Source organism: Aestuariivivens marinum (assembly GCF_022662175.1).
In the GTDB taxonomy this organism is placed as follows: domain Bacteria; phylum Bacteroidota; class Bacteroidia; order Flavobacteriales; family Flavobacteriaceae; genus Aestuariivivens; species Aestuariivivens marinum.
The window spans coordinates 284,779-301,080 of the sequence record NZ_JAKMCR010000001.1 but is presented as its reverse complement, the minus strand read 5'-3'; the positions used below and the strand labels follow the sequence as shown (position 1 = coordinate 301,080).

At 36.2% G+C, this 16,302-nt stretch carries 15 protein-coding genes; 4 read left to right on the top strand and 11 right to left on the bottom strand.

The window, feature by feature from the left end; genetic code table 11:
- The first annotated feature begins 11 nt into the window (after positions 1-11).
- Positions 12-1,583 carry a RagB/SusD family nutrient uptake outer membrane protein gene (locus tag MR053_RS01260; RefSeq protein ID WP_242130700.1) on the top strand — a complete coding sequence of 524 codons (1,572 nt, stop codon included), beginning with the start codon at positions 12-14 and terminating at the stop codon, positions 1,581-1,583.
- 45 nt (positions 1,584-1,628) lie between these two features.
- Here the strand turns inward: MR053_RS01260 and lspA are convergent, their stop codons facing one another.
- From lspA to MR053_RS01240, 4 genes are all read right to left on the bottom strand, one after another.
- Positions 1,629-2,117, bottom strand: coding sequence for a signal peptidase II (lspA, locus tag MR053_RS01255; protein WP_223549010.1), 489 nt, complete (start codon positions 2,115-2,117; stop codon positions 1,629-1,631).
- Positions 2,118-3,011, bottom strand: a complete 894-nt coding sequence (gene fabD / locus MR053_RS01250; protein WP_223549009.1) for an ACP S-malonyltransferase — start codon at positions 3,009-3,011, stop codon at positions 2,118-2,120. It abuts the gene before it with no gap.
- 123 nt (positions 3,012-3,134) lie between these two features.
- Positions 3,135-4,190: a DUF6340 family protein gene (locus MR053_RS01245; RefSeq protein WP_242130699.1), complete on the bottom strand. Its 1,056-nt coding sequence runs from the start codon at positions 4,188-4,190 to the stop codon at positions 3,135-3,137.
- Between the two features lie 11 nt (positions 4,191-4,201).
- Positions 4,202-5,113: a dihydrofolate reductase gene (locus tag MR053_RS01240; protein ID WP_242130698.1), complete on the bottom strand. Its 912-nt coding sequence runs from the start codon at positions 5,111-5,113 to the stop codon at positions 4,202-4,204.
- A gap of 277 nt (positions 5,114-5,390) precedes the next feature.
- Between MR053_RS01240 and MR053_RS01235 the strand changes: the two genes are divergently transcribed.
- Positions 5,391-5,687: an isoamylase early set domain-containing protein gene (locus tag MR053_RS01235; protein WP_223549003.1), complete on the top strand. Its 297-nt coding sequence runs from the start codon at positions 5,391-5,393 to the stop codon at positions 5,685-5,687.
- A 54-nt stretch (positions 5,688-5,741) separates the two neighbouring features.
- Here MR053_RS01235 and MR053_RS01230 read toward each other — a convergent pair whose 3' ends face one another.
- From MR053_RS01230 to MR053_RS01210, 5 genes are all read right to left on the bottom strand, one after another.
- Positions 5,742-6,566, bottom strand: coding sequence for a thymidylate synthase (locus tag MR053_RS01230; RefSeq protein ID WP_242130697.1), 825 nt, complete (start codon positions 6,564-6,566; stop codon positions 5,742-5,744).
- 196 nt (positions 6,567-6,762) lie between these two features.
- A complete protein-coding gene (locus tag MR053_RS01225) occupies positions 6,763-8,298 on the bottom strand; it encodes a NupC/NupG family nucleoside CNT transporter (protein ID WP_394800311.1) in 1,536 nt (511 codons plus the stop codon).
- A gap of 10 nt (positions 8,299-8,308) precedes the next feature.
- On the bottom strand, positions 8,309-8,920 hold the full coding sequence (locus tag MR053_RS01220; protein WP_223548999.1) for a bifunctional nuclease family protein: 612 nt from the start codon (positions 8,918-8,920) through the stop codon (positions 8,309-8,311).
- Between the two features lie 122 nt (positions 8,921-9,042).
- Positions 9,043-10,002 (bottom strand): electron transfer flavoprotein subunit alpha/FixB family protein, encoded by a 960-nt coding sequence (locus MR053_RS01215; RefSeq protein ID WP_242130696.1) that lies wholly within the window; start codon positions 10,000-10,002, stop codon positions 9,043-9,045.
- 95 nt (positions 10,003-10,097) lie between these two features.
- Positions 10,098-10,844 (bottom strand): electron transfer flavoprotein subunit beta/FixA family protein, encoded by a 747-nt coding sequence (locus MR053_RS01210; protein WP_242130695.1) that lies wholly within the window; start codon positions 10,842-10,844, stop codon positions 10,098-10,100.
- Positions 10,845-11,078: 234 nt separating this feature from the next.
- Between MR053_RS01210 and MR053_RS01205 the strand changes: the two genes are divergently transcribed.
- Both MR053_RS01205 and MR053_RS01200 read left to right on the top strand, forming a co-directional pair.
- Positions 11,079-12,056: a pyruvate dehydrogenase complex E1 component subunit beta gene (locus tag MR053_RS01205; RefSeq protein WP_223548994.1), complete on the top strand. Its 978-nt coding sequence runs from the start codon at positions 11,079-11,081 to the stop codon at positions 12,054-12,056.
- Positions 12,057-12,101: 45 nt separating this feature from the next.
- Positions 12,102-14,624: a DUF5686 and carboxypeptidase-like regulatory domain-containing protein gene (locus tag MR053_RS01200; protein ID WP_394800310.1), complete on the top strand. Its 2,523-nt coding sequence runs from the start codon at positions 12,102-12,104 to the stop codon at positions 14,622-14,624.
- A 135-nt stretch (positions 14,625-14,759) separates the two neighbouring features.
- Here the strand turns inward: MR053_RS01200 and MR053_RS01195 are convergent, their stop codons facing one another.
- Together MR053_RS01195 and MR053_RS01190 are read right to left on the bottom strand one after the other, a co-directional pair.
- Positions 14,760-15,635 carry a hypothetical protein gene (locus MR053_RS01195; protein ID WP_242130694.1) on the bottom strand — a complete coding sequence of 292 codons (876 nt, stop codon included), beginning with the start codon at positions 15,633-15,635 and terminating at the stop codon, positions 14,760-14,762.
- A gap of 158 nt (positions 15,636-15,793) precedes the next feature.
- The gene (locus MR053_RS01190) at positions 15,794-16,285 is read right to left on the bottom strand and encodes a YdcF family protein (RefSeq protein ID WP_223548990.1); all 492 of its coding nucleotides are present in this window, start codon (positions 16,283-16,285) and stop codon (positions 15,794-15,796) included.
- Positions 16,286-16,302: the final 17 nt, after the last annotated feature.

The window sequence follows — 16,302 nt, the reverse complement described above, 5'->3', positions numbered from 1 at the left end:
AAAAATTGAAAATGAAAAAAAATAATATTATAAAATTACAATTGGTTTTTGCCAATTTCTTGTTGCTGTTTTTTTCATGTAGCAATGAGATTGATAATGTTGTAAATTCGAATAACCCCGATAGGAATCAAGTTATCGCTAATGGTTCAGATTTAATAGGGGTAGTGAGCGGCGGATTTGTTACTTGGTGGCAATCTACGAGTAGGGATCTTTACCCGCCTTTGGCCGTAGCCGGTGATATTGCCACTTGTTCTTGGGGTAATTTTGGGATGCGTGTATTGTCAGCCGAACCTAGAAACCCAATTATCAATGCCGCATCATGGGCAGATGTTAGTGTATTGGAACAACCATGGCAAGGATGTTATGGTGCCATATCGTCTGCTAATGACGTTTTGGGTGCCATAAATAATAATGGAGTGACTTGGGTAGTTGCAGGTACCGATAATACACCTATGGTTTCAGCGGCAGCGTATCTACTTAGAGGGCTTTCTTATGGAAATTTGGGACTTTTATTTGAAAAAGGATTTTCGGTTGATGAGAATACAGATCTTTCCCAAAAATTGGAATTTGTTCCTTACCAAGATTTGATTGCATTAGCAATTGCAGATTTAGATAAAGTGATTCAATTGGCCAATTCCAACAGTTTTGAAATCCCTAATACGGTCATTAACGGAGTTTCATTGCCTTCGTCAGAACTAATAAAATTGTGCAACTCCTATAAGGCTAGGTTCATGGTGCAATCGGCTAGGGATATGACCGAAACCAACGCGGTGGATTGGAACCAAGTTAAAACCCTAACTGAAAATGGTATCACAGCAGATTTCGGGCCAACCGGAGATAACGGTATCAGTTGGTGGAACAATGCCAATGTATTAATGGATTCGCCCAATGGCTTTGGACCTTTTGGTGCACGGTTGGATATGCGGATTGTACATTTGTTAGACCCAAGTCAGCCCGAATTTTTCCCTGCCGGTTCAGGTTCTACATTAGATAATCCACAGATGACCACCAACGACGCTAGGGTTGGTCCCGGTAGGGATTTTGAATTTAGATCCGATATTTTATTTAGGTCGGAAAGGGGTAGATTTCATTATTCGCATTATATCCATACGCGATTCCAAAACGACCCAACCTTTTCTGACGGTGCTGATGCAAAACAGATCAAGACTTTTACTTTTGAGGATAACAGATTGTTAATGGCTGAGGCCAAAGCACGTACTAATGATTTGTCTGGAGCCATTGCCGATATTAATGCTGGTTCGAGGACGGCTAGAGGAGGATTAGCCGATTTGCCATCGGATGCAATGCAACAAGATATACTTGATGCCATATTCTACGAGCGTTTTATAGAGTTATTTAATACCGCTGTTGGAAGTGGGTATTTTGATAGGAGAAGGATTAATCAACTGCAAGTAGGAACCTTTAGACATTTACCAGTACCTGCAACCGAATTGGAAGTGCTATCTGAAGCATTATATACTTTGGGCGGAACCGATGCAGACCCATCGGGAAGGGTGCCACATTACAATTTAGCGGCTAAGCCAGAACGAACTGACGATTCTTTTATACCAACGTTTAATTAACCAACGTTCATAACAAGCCGTCCAAGTTTGGTTTTGGGTGGCTTGTTATTTTTTATCTTTTTTAAAATTAACTATAATTAAAATAGCCATTCCAGTGGTAACAAACATATCGGCCATATTAAAAATCCCTGTTCTTAGAACATCTGTAAGCTTAATAAATAGAAAATCGGTTACCGACCCGAAGGCTATTCGGTCAAAAACATTTGCAATACCACCTCCAATAATAGCAGAAAAGGCAAATAAAGACCATTTATCCAAAGCTTTGTCTTTAATGATATAGCGCAAGACAAAACCTAATACTACAACGGGTAAAATGAGTAATAAAATAACACGTAAAGGTTCATTTAATTCACTTCCCATACCCAAAAAAGCCCCTTCATTCTCTACGTTATGCAGTGAAAAAAAGTTACCAATTACAGGGATAACTTCATTTTTTTCGATAGAAGCCCTAACAATAACTTTAGTAATTTGGTCTATAACTATAGTTATTATTATTGAAGCAATAATAAAAATATTTCGATTGGATAACTTCATCTAGGCATTCATTTCAAAAGTTGCCGAAACGGTTTCTGCTTCCCGGTTTATTTTTTTAACCAAACCTTGCAATACCTTACCAGGACCTACTTCAGTAAATAAAGTGGCACCATCGGTAATCATCTGTTGTACAGATTGTGTCCAACGTACTGGAGCAGTTAATTGTGAAATTAAGTTTGCTTTAATGGCAGAGGAATCAGTAACCGCATTCGCAGTCACGTTTTGGTAAATAGGACAGTTTGGTGTTTTGAACGCTGTGCTTTCAATAGCTGCTGCAAGCTCTTCTCTGGCTGGTTCCATTAATGGAGAATGAAAAGCACCTCCAACAGGTAAAACTAAAGCTCGTCTGGCACCTTCTGCCTTTAAGGATTCACAGGCTTTATTGATAGCTTCAATTTCTCCAGAGATGACCAATTGTCCTGGGCAGTTGTAATTAGCAGCAACCACAACACCTTCAGTAGTAGCACAGATTTTTTCAACAATGTCATCATCCAAGCCCAAAACGGCGGCCATAGTACTTGGTTGCAGTTCACATGCTTTTTGCATGGCCAAAGCACGCTGGGAAACCAATTTTAAACCATCTTCAAAATTTAAAGAGCCATTAGCTACTAATGCAGAAAACTCACCAAGAGAATGACCAGCAACCATATCAGGTTTAAAGCTATTTCCTAATGTTTTAGCTAAAATAACAGAATGTAAAAATATAGCTGGCTGGGTAACTTTGGTTTCTTTAAGGTCTTCTGCAGAGCCCTCAAACATAATATCAGTAATATTAAAACCAAGAATATGGTTGGCTTGTTCAAACAGCTCTTGTGCTAGAGGTGAATTCTCATAAAGATCCAACCCCATGCCTGTAAATTGGGCACCTTGACCAGGAAATATATATGCGTTCATTTTAGTTCATTTTTAGTGCAGCAAAAGTACATGTTTTTTTTTATTTATAAATTCTGGTATAAATGAAAAAAAACATGTACAAGCCTAGCCGTTTCTCATTAGAAAAATAGGAATAAATTAGAACTAAAATGTATTGTAATTTTGTTCTGCCAGCCTTTGGTTTTGTGATACCCGATACTTAAGAATATTTAAGTATCGCAATGCTTCTTTGTTATTGTAATCACTATAAGCTTTTGATGCCCATTCAATAGCAGTCTCTATATCGCCATTAATTTCATTGATTATTGCCATATTGTAACAAGCGCGCCCTGCGATTTTGGATTTAGGGTTAGCAAGTTCCCTTTCCCAATGAAGTGCAGCACCATCCCAATCTCCTGTTTGGGCCTTGCGTTTGGCTATTTCAAATTGATCTGTGCCCTTTACAAAATAGTCTCGGGCCACTCTGGTTCTGTAAGGTACAATGCTTAATGCGTAGTTTTCTCCAATGAGCCTGCTAGCATCCATAACAAGGTCTTTTCGCATTTTAAGAGCCTCGAGTGCCTTGGCAGGATTTATGCCTTTCCCTGAAGTGGTAATCCCTTTAGAGAATGAAAATGAATCCAAAATCAATCGGTTGGTAGGGTCATAAATTTTAAAACCACCTTTTATAAGGGTGTTTGCCGTAGCATGGTGTTCTAAAACAGGAATTTTTACACCCAGTACATTTTGTGAAAAGGCTTGTTTTGTGTTATAGCTTATTTTGGAATCGGTATCAAAAAAGGATAAAACGTAAAGTACATCCACATCGCTAGCTTTACACAATTGTTCTACTGTATCCCAAGTTAAAGCTGTTGGGAAATCTACAGTATTGTTTGAAACTAACAATGAATCGTTTACAATAACAACATCAAATCGGTCTTGTTGTTTCAGTAATTCGTTTAAGCCTTCAATAACCTTGTTTGATGCGTCTCGGTCAAAGTTTTTGCCTTCAGCAGAGAAGACTTCATCAATTTTACTTATAACATTATCTGAGGTATTGTTAAATCGGTTTAAGATACCCACCCTGCTAATGTTTTTTGGTATGCTTACAGGGGCTGGTTCAGTGACGCTTATGGTTAATCTGTTAGTCGAAGCGCAACTAACCATGAGCAAAATAATACATAAAAAGGGAAACATTTTTTGTAGGGGCTTGGTTTCCATAATAGCTTTGTTTATATACGTTTATAAGTAATGAAGGAGTACTTATAGTCGTTGTTTTCATCTTTGTCATGCAAAGTGTGTGCCATTTCTTTCCAAATGGTTGTATCAATATTTGGGAAGTAGGTGTCTGCATCAAAATTTTCATGTACTCGGGTAAGCTCAATTTTATCGGCAATAGCCATAGCTTGGTTATATATTTCTCCACCTCCAATGATAAAAGGTTGAGAATCATTTTTAGCAGCATCTAGAGCATCATCTAAATTGTTTACTACAATAACACCGTCAGGGACAGTATAGTTTTCTTGCCTCGTAATAACTACATGGGTTCTATTGGGTAAAGGTTTAGGGAAGCTTTCAAAGGTTTTGCGACCCATTATAATAAAATGACCATTTGTTAGGTTTTTAAATCGTTTTAAATCGTCACTCAAATGCCATATTAATTTATTGTCCTTTCCAATAGCATTGTTTTTGGCAGCTGCGGCAATAATTGTAATTTCAGGCTTTTTATTCGAAGTCTTTTGAGTGTTTGTCAATTCATTTTTTACTGCTGCAGATTCATCTTTAATGAAATTAGCTTTTAGTTTTTCAATACGTTCCTGTTGTTTGGCAACCAATTTTTCCAATTGTCGTTTTTCCCAAGGTTTACCCATAAATTTATTGGTAATAAACACATTGAAAACATGATATAGAAAAAAGAAAGTCCATAATAAAATAGCATAAAGAAACCATGCTTTACCAAATAAGGTATATTCTTTACCAATACCCAATAGCGTATTGCTTATTATGAGCAATATGGTACCAATAAGAAAAACGACAAAGTGTATGTATAGCCATTTTTTCTGCCTAATCCGTTTTTGAGCATTTTCTATAAGCTCTAATTGGTCTTTATCAATCTTTATTTCTGGTTTCTTTTTTCCAAACATACTATTAGGTTAATTGCTGTAAATTTAGAACATTTTACCGAATTCCTTAAGTCTAATTGGGGAATCAATTAATTATTAAGGGTTGTGTAAATCAATAAAAAGGCTATTTTCAGTATGCTAATTTTATAATTTAAGCTTTAAATTTTTTTAAACATTAAATTAATGTAAAGGCATATTATGAAATTGATAATTCTTTAGGGTTTAGTATCATAGCGTATGAGTTGCCTCACTTCTTATTGTAAATTTGCCCTATGTTTAATGTCTAAAATAAGGAATTATGGCTATTAAAAAACAATACTTAAAAAGTAAACCGGTATGTAAAGTAACTTTTTCTATAGAAGCTGAAGAAGCTAAGAAAGTTTCAGTTGTTGGAAGTTTTAACGATTGGAATGCAAAAGAAGCACCTTTAAAAAAATTAAAAAATGGAACCTTTAAAGGGACGCTTGACTTGGAAAAAGACAATTCTTATGAATTCAAGTACATCGTTGATGGTGACTATGTTAACGACAGTGATGCAGATGCTTATGCTTGGAATGATTATGCAGGCTCTGAAAATAGTGTAGTAGCTGTATAATGATGTATCTCATTAAAAAACTAAAGGCTTCCCTAATGGAAGCCTTTCTCTTTTTTACACAGCCACCACCCCTTTGATATGGGGATGCGGGTTATAATCGACTAAAGTAAAATCTTCAAACGTAAAGGCGAAAATGTCCTTTACTTCTGGGTTTAAAATCATTTTTGGTAAAGGTCTTATGTCCCTTGATAGTTGTAGTTCCAATTGCTCATAATGGTTGCTGTATATATGGGCATCACCAAAGGTGTGGATGAATTCCCCTGTCTCATAGCCACATACCTGCGCCATCATCATGGTGAATAGGGCATAGGAAGCGATGTTAAACGGCACACCTAAAAAGATATCTGCACTACGCTGGTATAATTGGCAGGACAGTTTGCCGTTAGCTACATAAAACTGAAAAAAGGCATGGCAAGGCGGTAATGCCGCTTTACCATTGGCTACATTATCACTAAAGCTTTTTGATGTGTCTGGAAGTACAGATGGATTCCATGCCGATACTAACATACGTCGGCTATTTGGATTGTTTTTAAGGGTATGGATAACCTCTTTTATTTGATCAATGTCATCACTATTCCAGTTGCGCCATTGGTGTCCGTATACAGGGCCCAAATTACCATTTTCATCGGCCCATTCGTTCCAGATTCGTACCCCATTTTCAGTTAGATAGTTAATATTGGTATCCCCTTTTAAAAACCAAAGTAATTCATAAATGATTGATTTTAAATGCAATTTTTTTGTAGTGACCATAGGAAACCCTTCACTCAAATCAAAACGCATTTGATAACCAAAAACACTTTTGGTTCCCGTTCCTGTCCTATCATTTTTTTCGTTTCCGTTTTCTAAAACGTGCTTTACTAAATCGTGGTATTGTTTCATAAGCCAAATTCCTGTGAAAACAGGAATCTCTCAATTAGTTAAAAATTAGTTGTATAATCAAACATGATTAGGCATGGACGAATTTAAACAAAATGATGTTTTCAGAATGGATTTTAATAAGCCTAAATATTAAAAAGTTATTAACGTTGCAAAAGAGAGTTGGTCGACTAGATTCCCTGCTTTCGCAGAAAGTGTTTTACCCTATAATCATCCCAGCAATCGTAGCAGAAACCAAAGAGGCTATAGTACCACCAATAAGGGCTTTCATGCCAAATTGAGATAAGGTTTTGCGTTGTCCAGGTGCTAAAGAGCCGATACCTCCTATTTGAATGCCAATGGAGGCAAAATTGGCAAATCCACAAAGCATATAGGTGGCCATGATGATTGATTTTTCATTGTTGAGGTGAATGACGTTCGACATGTTTTTTAAATCGGCTAACTGAATATATCCAATAAATTCACTAGCTACTAATTTAATGCCAAGTAGTTGTCCCATAAGTGTCATGTCATCCAAAGGAACACCAATTAACCACATAACAGGAGCAAATAAATAGCCCAGCAAAAACTCTAATGAAAACGCATCATAAGTTGTATTATCTACAATCCAAGTATTTAAAGTAGTTACATTTCCAACCCACCCTAATATACCATTAATCATAGCGATAAAAGCTAAAAACACTAGCAACATTGCACCAACATTAACTGCCAGCCTTAAACCTTCTGAAGTACCATTGGCAATTGCATCTAGAATATTTGAACCAATGTTGTCCTTGGTTACTTTTATTTCAGAATTTATTTTTTCTGTCTGTGGATAAAGGATTTTAGAAATTACAACAGCACCAGGGGCAGCCATAACAGAGGCAGCCAATAAGTGCTTAGCATAAAATATTTCCATCACTGGATCTCCTGCCCCCAAAAATTTTATGTATGCAGCTAAAACGCCGCCAGCAACAGTTGCCATACCGCCTATCATGACAAGCAGTATTTCAGAACGATTCATTTTTTCCAAATAAGCTTTTATCATTAGGGGAGATTCTGTCTGACCTAAAAAGATATTACCAGCTACACTCAAACTTTCCGCTCCTGAAATTTGCAAAAGTTTAGTTAACAACCATGCAAGACCCTTAACTATTTTTTGGATAACACCTAGATAGAATAAAACGGACGTTAAGGCAGAAAAGAATATTATTGTAGGTAGTATGGTTATTGCAAAATTGACAAGAGAGCTTTCCAGTTCTTTAGAAACAAAAGAGTTAAATAAAAATTCTGTGCCAGCCATTGTAAAGTTAAGTATGTCCACAAATCGACCTCCTACCCACTCAAAAGTCAATTGTATAAAAGAAACCTTTAAAACTCCAATGGCCAGTAAGACTTGAGCTCCTAATCCTAGTCCAACGGTTTTCCAATTAATGCCTTTTCTGTTTTTACTAAATAGAAACGCAATAAAGATTAAGGAAATCATTCCTAAAACACCATGCCATAAACTTTTAAAAGAAAAGCCTTGACTAGGAATCAACGTTTGAGGCGTTTCTGAATTTATTTTTGATGAAATTTGGGTCTCAGTAGTTTCGGTTATTATTGTGTTTTCCATTTGGGCGATGGAATCTTTTACCGCAGTACTTTCTATTGTAATTGTGCTATCTGAAGCAATAGGAGTATTACCATCTTGAGCGTGTAAATTAGTGAAAAAGCATAGCAACAAGATGAAAAAGAATAATCGAAACTGCTTCATAAATCAAGGGTTATCGTTTGGAAATCTCGTCGCGAATTTTGGCAGCCTTTTCATAATCTTCATTTGCAACAGCTTCATCTAAAAGATTATGGAGTTCCTCTAAACTTTTGGTTTTGTAGGTTTCTTTTGGAACTTCCTCTAATTCATCTGCCATTAAATCGTCAACCAAAACACTGTCTTCTTGTTCATCGTCGTCTTTTTTCGGATTGACTTTTAAATAAATGCCAGCTTTATCCAAAATGTTTTTGTACGTAAAAATAGGGGCGTCAAAACGTAATGCCAATGCAATGGCATCACTCGTACGTGCATCAATTATTTCTTCAATTTTGTCCCGTTCACAAATTAAGCTGGAATAAAATACGCCATCAACTAATTTGTGAATAATCACTTGCTTTACAACAATATCAAATCGATCTGCAAAATTTTTAAACAAATCGTGGGTTAAGGGTCTGGGTGGACGAATTTCTTTTTCAAGTGCAATGGCAATAGATTGCGCTTCAAAGGCACCAATAACTATGGGTAATTTGCGGTCACCATCAACTTCATTTAAAATAAGTGCATAAGCACCGTTTTGTGTTTGGCTATACGAAATGCCTTTTATGTTTAACCTTACTAAGCTCATAAATTATAAAAACGCAAAGAACTGTTTAAATTAGGACTTTACCAACTGCCAAGGCAGAATTTGGAAATTTTATGCTAACTTAAGCAGTTCTAATACGGTTATACAAGTTATAAAAAAATAATTTATTGTTGTGCTTTAAAGGCCTTTAATTTTTCAATCAAAGTTGGTACGACTTCAAATGCATCACCTACAACACCATAGTCTGCAGCTTTAAAGAAAGGTGCTTCTGGATCTGTATTGATAACGACTTTAACCTTTGAGGCGTTTATTCCTGCCAAATGCTGAATGGCACCAGAAATACCTATAGCAATATACAAATTTGAAGCTACAGGTTTACCTGTTTGCCCAACGTGTTCGCTATGTGGTCTCCATCCTAAATCGGATACAGGTTTGGAACATGCCGTGGCAGCACCCAATATATTGGCTAGTTCTTCTATCATGCCCCAGTTTTCAGGACCTTTTAAGCCACGCCCTCCAGAAACAACGATGTCGGCATCAGCAATGGTCACTTTGTCGGTGGCTTTATCAACAGACTCAACTTTAATGGTGTTTTCTGAAAGTGTAGGAGAAAAAGCTTCTTTAGTAGCGTCACTTTTGTTTTCAACCAGCCCAAAAGAGTTACTGGAAATACCAATAATCTTTATCTCAGTATTTATTTGTGTTAATTCAAAAGCCTTATTGGTAAAAGCACTACGTTTTATAACAAAAGGTGATAAGCTTGTGGGAGCGGCTACTACATTTGATACATAACCTGCTTGCAGTCCAACAGCCAAAAACGGTGACATATACTTGCTGTTTGCTGAAGCGCTAACAACTATCACTTTAGCACCTTCTTTTTCGGCAGCTTGTTGTATGGCTTCAGCGTAAGACTTTGCATTAAACGAATCTAATTGTGAATGGACTATACTTAAAACTTTATCAACACCATAGTTGCTCAGTTCATTGGTATTATCGGCATTAATAGTAACCGCAGTAACGGTTGTGCCTAATTGGTTGGCAACAGCTTTAGCGTAAGATGCCACTTCGAAAGCTATTTTTTTAAATGCTCCTTGTTCGGATTCGGTATATACTAAAACAGACATAATTATTACAGTTGTTTGGGCACTGAGGCTCTTGAAGTGCCTTGAAATTGTTTAATTGTTCATTTCGAGAGCCTCAATGAACAAGTTTTACCAATTTAAATCACCTTAGCTTCTGTATGAAGCAAATCAATCAATTCATCCAAATTATCTGAAGCTACCAGCTTAACGGCGCCTTTTGGTGCAGGTTTTTCATAAGATACTGAAGTTGTATGTACTTTTGATTCTATGGGTTCAGTAATTGTTAGTGGTTTTTGTCGCGCCATCATAATGCCACGCATATTAGGTATACGTAAATCACTTTCTTCCACCAACCCTTTTTGACCAGCAACGACCAATGGTAATGTTGTAGAAACCGTTTCTTTACCGCCATCAATTTCACGAACAGCTTGGGCGATACCACCATTAATTTCTAAGCCAATACATTTATTTACAAAATTCATATTGGTCAACCCTGCAATCATACCTGGTACCATGCCACCGTTATAGTCGATAGATTCGCGGCCGGTAATTACTAAGTCAAAATCGCCATCTTCAACCACTTTCGCCAATTGCTTTGCTACAGAAAATCCGTCAGTTGCCGGGGTATTTATCCTAATGGCTGCATCGGCACCAATGGCCAAGGCTTTGCGTAGGGTAGGTTCAGTTTCTGGGCCACCAACATTAACAACTGTTACATTTGCACCTTGTTTTTCCTTAAACCACATGGCACGGGTTAAACCAAATTCATCGTTAGGATTTATAACAAATTGCACACCATTAGTGTCAAATTTGGTGTTATTTTCTGTAAAATTGATTTTCGATGTAGTGTCCGGAACATGACTAATACATACTAATATCTTCATTTTTTAAATACTTTTTAAAGATTGTATTTAACCGTAACCCAGCCAAGTGCTTTTATATTTGATTTCAAGAAAAAATTGCGGGTTAAAGCTAAAAAAGAACGATTAATTTTAGGATACGAAGGTAAATATTTTATTTCGATTATTTACTATGCATGCATAATAAAATTACATAATTCTTTTAAAGAGATTATGGCATTAATTATTATTTTTGCAATTCGATAAAAAACAGATTAAATGAAGACTATTCAATTTAGAGAGGCTATTTGTGAGGCCATGAGTGAAGAGATGCGCCGGGATGAGAGTGTGTATTTAATGGGAGAGGAAGTAGCAGAATACAATGGTGCCTATAAAGCGTCTAAAGGTATGTTGGACGAGTTTGGGCCTAAGCGTGTTATAGATACTCCTATTGCTGAGCTTGGGTTTGCAGGAATTGCTGTGGGGTCAACTATGACAGGCAATAGACCCATAGTAGAATACATGACCTTTAACTTTTCTCTTGTTGGAATTGATCAAATAATAAACAATGCCGCTAAGATTAGACAAATGTCTGGAGGACAGTTTAAATGTCCTATCGTATTTCGTGGGCCAACGGCTTCGGCGGGACAGCTTGGTGCAACTCACTCACAAGCCTTTGAAAACTGGTTTGCCAACACTCCTGGTTTAAAAGTGGTTGTGCCTTCTACACCTTACGATGCTAAAGGCTTATTAAAAGCAGCTATTAGAGATGATGACCCAGTGATTTTCATGGAGAGTGAGCAGATGTACGGAGATAAAGGTGAAGTGCCAGAAGGAGAATATATTTTGCCACTTGGTGTTGCCGATGTCAAGCGAGAAGGTACCGATGTAACTGTTGTATCTTTTGGGAAAATAATAAAAGAAGCCCATAAAGCTGCAGATGTATTGGAAAAGGAAGGTATTTCCTGTGAGATAATCGATTTGCGTACTGTTCGACCTATGGATAAGAATGCTATTATAGAGTCGGTTAAAAAAACCAATCGTTTGGTCATTTTAGAAGAAGCTTGGCCATTTGCAAATGTCGCTTCTGAAATTACTTATGTGGTACAAAACGAAGCTTTTGATTATTTAGATGCACCAATAATTAAATTAAACACAGCCGATACGCCTGCACCATATTCTCCTGTATTATTGGAAGAATGGTTGCCAAATAGTAACGATGTTATAAAGGCCGTTAAAAAGGTGCTTTACAAATAAATATAATTTTTTTACGTTATATAAACTTCATTAGCATATTTGTTGATGGAGTTTTTTTGTATGATGAACATAAAACGACTTATACTCCTATTTTTTTTCATAAGCAGTTCTACGTTTGCCCAAACCAAGGTAAGTGGTTATGTTTTTGATGAATATGATGCTCCAATTTCCTTTGCCAATGTCATTTTTAAGGGCTCCACAAAAGGGACGATTACCGATGAAAATGGTAAGTTTTATTTGGAGTCCGATGAAACATGGGATGCCTTAACCGTATCGTTTATAGGCTATGAGGTCTTAAATATTCCTTTAGAAAAAAGGGTAAACTACAATTTAAGATTTATATTAAAAGAAGAAACGGCACAGTTGGGTGAGGTGGTTATTATTTCTGGGAAACAATCTAAAAAAAATAATCCGGCCATAGATATTTTACGCAAAATATGGGCTAATAAACGTAGCAATGGCTTAAAGCAGTTTAAGCAGTACGAATACGATAAATACGAAAAAGTAGAGTTCGACATCAATACCATCGATAGTGCCTTAATAAAAAGCAAATTGTTTAGGGGTATGGAATTTGTCTTCAATGAGGTGGATACGTCTCGGGTGACAGGAAAGACATACCTTCCTATGTTTATCAATGAGGCTATATCGAAAGTTTATGGCGATAATAACTCTAATAAGAAAAAGGAGGTGTTAAAGGGAAATAAAAACTCTGGTTTTAGTGATAATCAGGTTATTATTGATTTTGTAGGTGACCTCTACTCCGATTTCAACGTGTACGATAATTATCTAAAGTTTTTTGATAAAAGTTTTGTGAGTCCACTGTCTAGAACAGGAATTAATACCTATAACTATGTGTTGTCCGATAGCACCTATATCGACAATAAATGGTGCTATAATATTATTTATTACCCACGCCGAAAAAACGAACTCACCTTTAAAGGTGATTTTTGGGTAGCAGATACCACCTATGCCATCAAGGAAATCAATATGCAGGCTTCCAAAAGTGCAAACATTAACTGGGTAAAGGAAATTTATATTGAGCAGGAGTTTGAAGTGTTGAACGACTCACTGTTTTTGGTAAAGCGCGATTATATGATGAGCGACTTTGCATTCAACAAAAAGGAAGCCTCCCGCGGTATTTATGGTAAGCGCACCACACTCTACGACAATTACCAATTTGATATTAAGAAAGACGAAAAGTTCTACGATACCGAGGTTTATAATTACGATCAGGATATTTACGATAGGGACGATGCGTTTTGGGATGCCAATAGGTTAGAAGCGCTTAGCAAAGATGAAAAAGGGGTTTACAAAATGTTGGATACCCTAAAGACGGTTAAAAAGTTTAAACAGCTTTACAATTTGGGAAGTATTTTGGCATCGGGTTATATTGAATTTAATAGCTTGCCCTTAGATTATGGCCCCATCTTTTCAACATTTGGTTTTAATGAGGTAGAAGGCTTACGCTTACGAACTGGTGGACGCACCTATTTTGGAAGAAATGACCTTTGGCGTATGGAAGGCTTTGTGGCCTATGGTTTTAGAGATGATAAATTTAAATATGGTATTTCGGGGAAATGGTTGTTGGATAAAAAAAGCCGACTTATTATTTCTGGGGGGAACCGTCGCGATGTGGAACAAATAGGAGCCAGTTTAACCACCTCTACCGATGTATTGGGGCGTAGTTTGGCATCATCGTCGGTAGTGGGCACCAGTGCCAACGATAAGTTAACCTCTATTAACCTAACGAGTTTTGCTGTTGAAGCAGAACCTTGGCGAAACCTTATTTTTAGATTGGGAGGTAATTACCGTACTTTAGAATCGGCATCACCAACTTTTAGCTTAGATTATAATACACCAACCGGGGTAGAATCTGAGATCAAACAATATGAAACCACCTTTTTCTTATCCTATTTTCCTAAGCGTAAAATGACCGGTTTTGGCGTGGAACGCAAAACTGCCAATGATGATTTTGCACGTTTGTTTGCCCAAGTGAGTCGAGGCGATAAAAGCCTATTTAATAGTGATTTCGATTATACCAAAGTACAATTCTCTTATGTGCAGCCTTGGCAAGTGGGCGGTTTTGGACGTTTGGTAACTACCGTGGAAGCTGGAAAAACCTTTGGTGAAGTGCCCTTGGGCTTACTGAGCGTTATTCCTGGAAACCAATCTTATTTCTCCATTTACAATACCTTTTCACAACTCGATTTTTATGAGTTTGTAAGTGATACCTATACGTCCTTTCATTTTGAACATAATTTTAATGGCAGGTTCTTTTCCAGAGTGCCACTTTTGCGTAAGCTTAATTTAAGGGAGATTATTAGTATACGAGGTGTTTGGGGCGAGATTTCCCAAGAAAATATTGCTTTAAACACGACCAACAACCCGAATAACATTCCGTTAATTGCCCCTAACGATAAACCCTATTACGAGTACAGTTTAGGGGTGGGTAATATTTTTAAGGTCTTTCGTATTGATTTTAACTTTAGGGGTAATTATAAAGATCCTGTGTTAAACCTCGATGCTCGAAAATTTGGCGTAACGGGTAGTTTTGGGTTTTATTTTTAAAGGTTGTTTAGCATTCAGGTTTATGAAAAATAATTTCATTCAGTATGCAGAATGTTTTTATCATTTAGTTGATTTTCGATTTTAATTGATGTTCTAGAGTAAATAAACTATTTTTATTTGCTATGTTAAGTGTTATTATTTCATTTGGATAATATACTCCTCAACAGATTTATCATCAAGTGATGTAACCTCTCTAGTGAAAATCATATACGTTGTCCATCCAGATCCATGAATTCTATTAGTAACATAGGTTTCGTTTTTTAATTCTGGTATTTGATCTTCTGGGATATTCAGTTTTTTTGCTACGACTTTTTTTAACTGATTTTCGTTAACATTTTGATAAGTTCTTAAGATATAATTGTTGTTTTCGGAGTCAATTTCATCAAGCCAAACCGTTACTTTTGTATCAAATGGATTATTGGTGTCATAGTTGTTTACTGTTTTCAAATTTCCATTGTATTCTTCATTTAAATCATACTTAGCTCCATGAAATGTGTAAAAACTTGATATGTCTTTAATTGAATTCGTTAATATGTATTCAGGATTTTCAAATTGTTTTCGAACTGAATTTATGGCTTCTAATGTTTGTTTGTCATCAGCATATGTATTCGATAATGAATTGAATTTTTCTCTGTAATATTCAGTTAATTCTTCAATATTCAGGATCTTTTTAAAAGCTCCAAGTTCATTTGTTTTAAAAACTACTTGAATTGTGTCTTTACCTTCAGAGAGTTTTCTAGCTAATTCCGTTCCTTGAATAAATTTGTGATTATGGTATATCCATCGAATGGTATATGTTGAATCTGTTTGGCCTAAAACTTTAATGTTTACATCATAGTTCATTTTTGAGAGATAAATGGTGTCCTGATTTTTGACCTTGTAATTGTCATAGCTTCCCGAAAAAGAATATTCTTCATTCAAGTCCCAGTATGCAACTGTTTGAACAGAAATTTGTGCATTTGATATAGTGAATGAAAGTAGAAATACGATTAGTAAAGATGAAATTCTCATTAAATAAATTTAGTTTATTGTATAGAAATTTTAAAACTTGGAGCTTATATTTTTTATTTAATAATGCCTAACTATAATGGATATAGAGTCGCTTTAATGATATATACCAAAAGCAAAACGAAGGTAGCCGAAAATTTTTACAAAGCCAACGGGTCCTTCTAAAAATAAAGCCCATGTTTTAAAATAGACTGTACCGCTTTTTCTTCATGGGCCAATAGGGACTTGTACTGGGCTTGGTCTAGATTACTTTTGGCTCCTATATATTCTATGGCATATTTTTTAAAAACGGCATTAAAGATCAGTTTCACTCGTTTTAAATGAAAGTCCGATGTAATAACAGTTAAAGCAACAGCATCCAATTTAGAGATAATCTCATGAGCTTTTACGGCATCTTCCACTGTATGTTTTGATAATGCAAATTCTAAAAAGGCACTTTCGGGTATGTCTTTACTTATAAGGTATTGCTTGGAATAAAAGGCATGAGGTTGTTGGGACGTATTAAAATGTTCGCCCCAACCACCCGTACAAAGGATTTTCATATTGTCCTTAAAATGGGCTAAACAACAATTTAACCGACTTAAGGCTATATCACTTAACTCACCATGAGGGCCATTGGGCGATCCCAAGACAATTACTATTTCGGTTGGCATGATGATGCAGAATCTTT

What these genes read in the sequence shown, in the direction of transcription:
- MR053_RS01260 (WP_242130700.1), top strand. Translation starts at nt 12, where the DNA reads ATGAAAAAAAATAATATTATAAAATTACAATTGGTTTTTGCCAATTTC.
- lspA (WP_223549010.1), bottom strand. Translation starts at nt 2,117, where the DNA reads ATGAAGTTATCCAATCGAAATATTTTTATTATTGCTTCAATAATAATA.
- fabD (WP_223549009.1), bottom strand. Translation starts at nt 3,011, where the DNA reads ATGAACGCATATATATTTCCTGGTCAAGGTGCCCAATTTACAGGCATG.
- MR053_RS01245 (WP_242130699.1), bottom strand. Translation starts at nt 4,190, where the DNA reads ATGGAAACCAAGCCCCTACAAAAAATGTTTCCCTTTTTATGTATTATT.
- MR053_RS01240 (WP_242130698.1), bottom strand. Translation starts at nt 5,113, where the DNA reads ATGTTTGGAAAAAAGAAACCAGAAATAAAGATTGATAAAGACCAATTA.
- MR053_RS01235 (WP_223549003.1), top strand. Translation starts at nt 5,391, where the DNA reads ATGGCTATTAAAAAACAATACTTAAAAAGTAAACCGGTATGTAAAGTA.
- MR053_RS01230 (WP_242130697.1), bottom strand. Translation starts at nt 6,566, where the DNA reads ATGAAACAATACCACGATTTAGTAAAGCACGTTTTAGAAAACGGAAAC.
- MR053_RS01225 (WP_394800311.1), bottom strand. Translation starts at nt 8,298, where the DNA reads ATGAAGCAGTTTCGATTATTCTTTTTCATCTTGTTGCTATGCTTTTTC.
- MR053_RS01220 (WP_223548999.1), bottom strand. Translation starts at nt 8,920, where the DNA reads ATGAGCTTAGTAAGGTTAAACATAAAAGGCATTTCGTATAGCCAAACA.
- MR053_RS01215 (WP_242130696.1), bottom strand. Translation starts at nt 10,002, where the DNA reads ATGTCTGTTTTAGTATATACCGAATCCGAACAAGGAGCATTTAAAAAA.
- MR053_RS01210 (WP_242130695.1), bottom strand. Translation starts at nt 10,844, where the DNA reads ATGAAGATATTAGTATGTATTAGTCATGTTCCGGACACTACATCGAAA.
- MR053_RS01205 (WP_223548994.1), top strand. Translation starts at nt 11,079, where the DNA reads ATGAAGACTATTCAATTTAGAGAGGCTATTTGTGAGGCCATGAGTGAA.
- MR053_RS01200 (WP_394800310.1), top strand. Translation starts at nt 12,102, where the DNA reads ATGGAGTTTTTTTGTATGATGAACATAAAACGACTTATACTCCTATTT.
- MR053_RS01195 (WP_242130694.1), bottom strand. Translation starts at nt 15,635, where the DNA reads ATGAGAATTTCATCTTTACTAATCGTATTTCTACTTTCATTCACTATA.
- MR053_RS01190 (WP_223548990.1), bottom strand. Translation starts at nt 16,285, where the DNA reads ATGCCAACCGAAATAGTAATTGTCTTGGGATCGCCCAATGGCCCTCAT.